Source organism: Herbaspirillum lusitanum P6-12 (assembly GCF_000256565.1).
Classification (GTDB): Bacteria; Pseudomonadota; Gammaproteobacteria; order Burkholderiales; family Burkholderiaceae_D; genus Herbaspirillum; species Herbaspirillum lusitanum.
In genome coordinates this window covers 1-5,441 of record NZ_AJHH01000781.1, presented here as the reverse complement: position 1 = coordinate 5,441, position 5,441 = coordinate 1, and the positions used below count along the sequence as shown (strand labels likewise).

Here is a 5,441-nt window from a genome sequence, read left to right as displayed (position 1 = left end):
GGAAAAAACGCCGGCGCCGATTACTGCTACATCGAATGGTGTTGTCATGTTTGCTTTCGCCAGCCTCTTTCACTGGCGAAAGCAGGCGGCATCATTGGAAATAAGAAGGCGGCGACCGGTCCATCCACAGTTCGGACGACAGACGCATCATATCGTTGAGCGAGCCGCGCTGGGCAAATGCCTGGCGCAGCCAGCCGGCGTCGCTGAGCCGGTTGTGCGCCATGTGGCGCAGGCGTTTCAGGGTCAGTTCCTCGACCTCGTTTTGCACATACGGTTGCAGCAACTGCAATTGCAACAGCAAATGCTCGAAGATCGGCAGTTTACTCGAAGTCGCCGGCGTCTCGCCATGCAAGGCCAGCATGCCGTTCAATCCGAAGCGGCTGGCCTCGAAACGGTTGTACTGGTACAGCAGGTAAAAATCGTCGCGCATCACGAACGGCCGCTCGGTCAATATCCAGCGCGCCAGCAACTGCGCGTAGGCGCCCAGGTGCGCGGCGTGCTCGATGGTCAGCGGGGTGTCGCAGACGCGGATTTCGACGGTGCCGTATTCCGGCTTGGGGCGGATGTCCCAATAGAAATCCTTCATGCTGGCGACGATGCCCATCTGCAGCAGCTCGTCGTAATAGGTCTCGAACTCGGCCCATCGGGTCTGCACCGGCGCCGTGCCCGACAGCGGGAACGCGCGCACCACGTTGCTGCGCGACGAGTCGAATTTGGTATCGGCGCCCTGGTAGAACGGCGACGCCGCCGACAGCGCGATGAAGTGCGGCACGAAACGCGAGAACGCATGCGTCAGATACAGCGCATCGTCGCCGTTGGCCACGCCGATGTGGATGTGCTGGCCGAACACGGTGAAGGTCTTGGCGAGATAGCCGTACTTCTCGTGCAGGTGATAGAAGCGTTCGCTCGGCGTGATGCGCTGCTCGTTCCAGTGCTGGAACGGATGCGCGCCGCCGCCGGAAACGTCGATGTTGAGATACTGCGCGCCGTTGTTCAGGGCGCCGCGCAAGTCCTTCAGCTCTTCGATCAGTTCATCGACGCGGGTGTGGATGCCCGAGTTGAGCTCGATCATGCCTTGCGTCATTTCCAGCTTGATCTGCTTTTGCAGCTCGCGCGGCTCGATCCAGGTCAGCAGGTCGACGGCGTCGCTGGCGAGGTTGTAGTTGCGGCGATTGACCAGCTGGAGTTCCAGCTCGATGCCCATCGTGAATGGCGTGGACGACGTGAACGGCAGGATGCCTGCGCTGGACGTCGGATAATGCGTCAGTCCTTGTTCTTCGTGGAGAGTGGTAGTAGTCATTCGCGTCCGCTTTCACCAGATTTGATCAGGGCGAATTGGGTGGCGACAGGGCCAAACAATTCCAGCACGATCAGACATCCCGCCAGCAAGGGCACGACATCGGACGTGGTATGCGGGTACAGGTTGGAAATCGTCTGCATCAACCCGAGTCCCGCCTCGGTCATCGGCAAGGTGCCCAACGTGAGCAAGCCGGCCTGCTTCCAGTTCATGCGCGCAAAGCGGGCGAACAGGAACACGCCGCAGCCCATCGCCACGAACCGCGCGGCGATCAGGATCAGCACCGACAGGCCGACCATGCTCAGGTCCGACAGGCGCATCGAAGCGCCCACCGTGACGAACAGCATCACCACGAACAATTCGTTGGCGACGCCGAATTCCAGTTCCATCAGGTCGTACTGGCGATCCAGGTTCTTCGACATGATGGCGAAGATCAGCATCGTCAGCATCACCGGCAAATGCAGTGCGTGCGCCACGCCGATGGCCAGCGCGATGACCGAAATCACCAGCACGAACTGGCGGCTGCCCTGGCGACCGAGCAGGCGCGCCAGCGGCATCATCAGCCAGTAAGTCAGGTAGGCCAGCACCAGCGAGCCGATCAATGAATACGCGGTGTGTTCGACCAGCGTCAGCACCGGCGTACCGGATTCATGCGCGATCACCGGCAGCAAGGCATAGGCGGCCAGGATGGCGACGAAATTGTTGAGCGCGGTCATGGTCGCCAGGCGACGCGTGACCTGGCCTTCGGCCTTGAGGTCGCGCAGCACCACCAGCACCACGGCCGGCGCCGTGGCGATGGCCCACACGCCGCCCAGCAAGGCCAGCACGTTGGAGGTGCCAAACCACAGCAAGGCCAGGCTGACGAAGGTGAAGCACAGCACGGCCGAGGTGACGACGGTAGCCAGCAGCCACTTCTCGCGGCGCAGCCAGCCGATGTCGACGTAGCGGCCGAGTTGATACACCACCAGCGCGACAGCGATGTCGGCAAAGATATTGGTCACGCTCAGCACGTCGCCTGACAGCCAGTTCAGGCCGCCGCCGCCGAGGATGAAACCGACGATCAGATAACCCGTGATGCGCGGCACCCATGGCGACTTCGACACGATATGACCGGCTATCAGCCCGAACAGCAACAAGCTGCCGAACAGCAGCAACGCGTTCCATTGGACCGGTTGTGCAAGGGCGAAAGACGGAAGAGTCCACTGCATAGCTCCTCCTGACATATTTATTTTGACGGTGCGCGCGCTTCGCCTGTTCCTGGCGACGCTGTTGGACACGCACTGATGATTGAATTGAAGCGATGCTTTTTGAACGCTTCCTGAACATTAACCGCGGTAGGGAACCCGAGGTTAAACCATTTTTATATTAAACGAAATTTTTTCCTGTGATCTGATCGTCGTTTTGTTTGCGGTTGAGTGGCGAATGCCGTGCCATTATTCCCAAAGGCGACCATCGGCAGTAATCAGCGCAGACCTTATTTGCTTGTCAGAAAACACCGACAACAATGCCGTGCGATATCGTGCAAGTTGCGCCTGGTAAGCCACGCGCTCGCTGTCGAGCAGATTGCGCTTGTAGTCGAGCACCCACACCTCGTCATCGAACACCACCACGCGGTCGCAGCGTAATACGCCGTCGGCTGTGACAATCTCCATTTCATCGCGGGCGTGGCGATGCAGGGCCGGATTGAAGAAGCGTTCCAGCTGCGGCTGCGCCAGCACCTCACGGGCCTGGGCATGGACCACCTGCGCCATCTCTGCAGAAATACCCAGCCAGCGCACCAGCACGCTGGCCGATGGCACATGCAGCGGCCAGGCATGGCCATGGGTCAGCCGTTCCAGCAGCGCGTGCAGGGCCACGCCTTCATCGATGGCGTCGGTGCTGACCAAGGCGCCATCAGCGGTGAGGGCCGGCACAGCGTCTTGCGGGTCATCGGCGGGCGCGCCAAAGAGCGACATCGGCAATGGTCGCGGATCGAAGAGCGCCAGCGAGAAGCGCTCTTCGATGGCGGCGGCCTCGGCGCCATGGACGGCTTCTTCGCTGATCTCGCGCACCGGCGCATCGCTGGCGAAGAGGCGCTGGTACCAGCTGCCCTGCACCACGCCGCCCGCGTCCGCACCGCGCGTGCCGGCCACGCCGCTGACGATCAGCAATTGCTTGGCGCGTGTCAGCGCGACATAGAGCAAATTCCAGTCTTCCTGCATCTTGAAATGTTCTTCGGCGTCGAACCAGCGGTCGCGCGCCGTGCCGCGCTCGCTCTTGCGGCCGAAGGCGGAGAAATGCGTCGGTGCGTCTTCATCCTGCGGCCAATCGCACAGGATGCCGATGTTGTCGTTGGCGGGGTCGCTGTGGTTGGTGTCCATCACCACCACCACAGGCGCTTCCAGGCCCTTGGCGCTATGCACGGTGAGGATACGCACGGCGTCGGCGGCGGCATCGATGCTGGCCTCGTCGGGCGCGTCGCTTTCGGCGTGGCGCTGCAATACGCGCAGCGCATCGATGAATTTCGGCAGGCTGGGATAACGGCCGGCGTCGAGGTTGAGCGCCAGTTCGACGAAGGCCTCGATGTTACCGAGCGCCTGGTTGCGCATGGACGGCGCGACGGCCTGGGCATAGCGCGCGGCCAACTGGCCTTCGTGCAGGATGCGGTCGAGCAGATCGTGCACCGGATAATGCGGCGCGGCGTCCAGCCATTGCGCCAGCAAGTGCGCGGCGCGCGCGATGGCGGCCGACGCCGATCCGGATTGCTGCGCAGCGAGCACACGTTTCCACCAGTCGGATTCACTGCGTTGCGCCAGCGCGATGAGGTCCTCGTCGGCCGCCCCGATGATCGGACTCTTCAGCACATGGGCCAAAGCCCGCGTGTCATTGGGCGTGATCAGGAAAGTCAGCAGCGCAATCAGGTCGGCGATCTCAAGCGAATCAAGCAGGCCGCCGCGCTTGTCGGAGATGAAGGGGATGCCGGCGGCGCGCAAGGCGCTCTCGTAGGCGGCCAGGTGCGTGCGCTTGCGCACCAGCAGCATGATGTCGCCCCAGCGCATGGACCGCGCCCCCTTGCCCTCGACCACCGGCACTTCGCGATACGCCTTGAGCAGGGCCTGCGCCAACGCCAGCCCTTCCAGCAGGCGGCGCGCATCATCCTCTTCGCCGCGTGGCGTGGTCAGCGGATTGCGCCAGGGGATGACTTCCGGCTCCCCTTCGGGCGCGGCGCTGGCCGCATCGGTGTCGGCGCTGCTGACGTTTTCTGCACCATCGTCCGGCCGCGCCAGCGGCAAGCGCCAGACCTCGCCTCCAGCAAGGCCTAGCGTAGTCTGCTGGGCGAACAGCGGATTGCCGCCCATGACGAATGAGCGATTGAGCACATCGACCACCGCGGTGGCATTGCGGCGCGTCTGGTTGGCGCGCAGGATGGCCGCGCCCTGGGCGCGCAACATCTCGCGCGCAGCCACGAACACCCGCGGCTCGGCGCGACGGAAGCGATAGATCGACTGCTTGGGATCGCCCACCACGAACACGCTGGGCTGCGCCGCATCGCCGCCATAGGCATCGAGCCAGCAGCGCACGATGCACCATTGCAGCGGATTGGTGTCCTGGAATTCGTCCAGCAGGATGTGCTTGTAGCGCGCGTCGAGGCGGCTTTGCAGGTAGGCCGCGCTTTCCTCGTTGGTGAGCAGGCGGTAGGCGTGCCATTCCAGATCGGCGAAATCGAACACGCGCTGCTCGGCCTTCACTTCCTGGTAGGCGTCGAGATAGGCGCGTCCGGCCGTGAACAGGGCGCGATTGAGCTTGAGAACAATGCCTTCCGCGCTGCGTCGCTGCAACTGCCGCAGTTCATTGCCGGTCAGTTCGAACACTTCATCGAACAGCGACACGGCGACGTCTTCGTCGACGCCGTAATGCTTGCTCAATGCCGCCTTCAAATCCTTGGTCTTGGTGTTGCCGCGCGGTTTGCCGTTGTCGTCATAGAACTGCGTCGCCAATGCGACGAACTGTTCCGCCGACGCTTCACCGCTCACCAGGGTTTCGATAGCGACCGCACGTTTCTGGTTGGTTGCCGTTCCTTTGCCGAGCAAGGAGGAAATCTCATACAGCCGCGCCTTCAAGCCTTCGTCGCTCCAGACGGTCAGTCGCGCATCGCGCGCGGCGT

General features: G+C 62.7%; 3 protein-coding genes. All 3 read right to left on the bottom strand.

Going from position 1 to position 5,441, the window contains the following annotated elements; translation table 11 throughout:
- Nucleotides 1-91 precede the first annotated feature (91 nt).
- Complete coding sequence (locus HLUSI_RS0125170; RefSeq protein ID WP_016836566.1) at nucleotides 92-1,300, bottom strand: YbdK family carboxylate-amine ligase; 1,209 nt, start codon at nucleotides 1,298-1,300, stop codon at nucleotides 92-94.
- Nucleotides 1,297-2,505: a cation:proton antiporter gene (locus HLUSI_RS0125165; RefSeq protein WP_029364014.1), complete on the bottom strand. Its 1,209-nt coding sequence runs from the start codon at nucleotides 2,503-2,505 to the stop codon at nucleotides 1,297-1,299. Before HLUSI_RS0125165 ends, HLUSI_RS0125170 begins: the two co-directional genes overlap by 4 nt.
- A gap of 225 nt (nucleotides 2,506-2,730) precedes the next feature.
- Nucleotides 2,731-5,441, bottom strand: a 2,711-nt coding sequence (locus tag HLUSI_RS0125160; protein ID WP_016836564.1) for a UvrD-helicase domain-containing protein, incomplete at its 5' end; no start/stop codon positions are given.

What these genes read in the sequence shown, in the direction of transcription:
- HLUSI_RS0125165 (WP_029364014.1), bottom strand. Translation starts at nt 2,505, where the DNA reads ATGCAGTGGACTCTTCCGTCTTTCGCCCTTGCACAACCGGTCCAATGG.
- HLUSI_RS0125170 (WP_016836566.1), bottom strand. Translation starts at nt 1,300, where the DNA reads ATGACTACTACCACTCTCCACGAAGAACAAGGACTGACGCATTATCCG.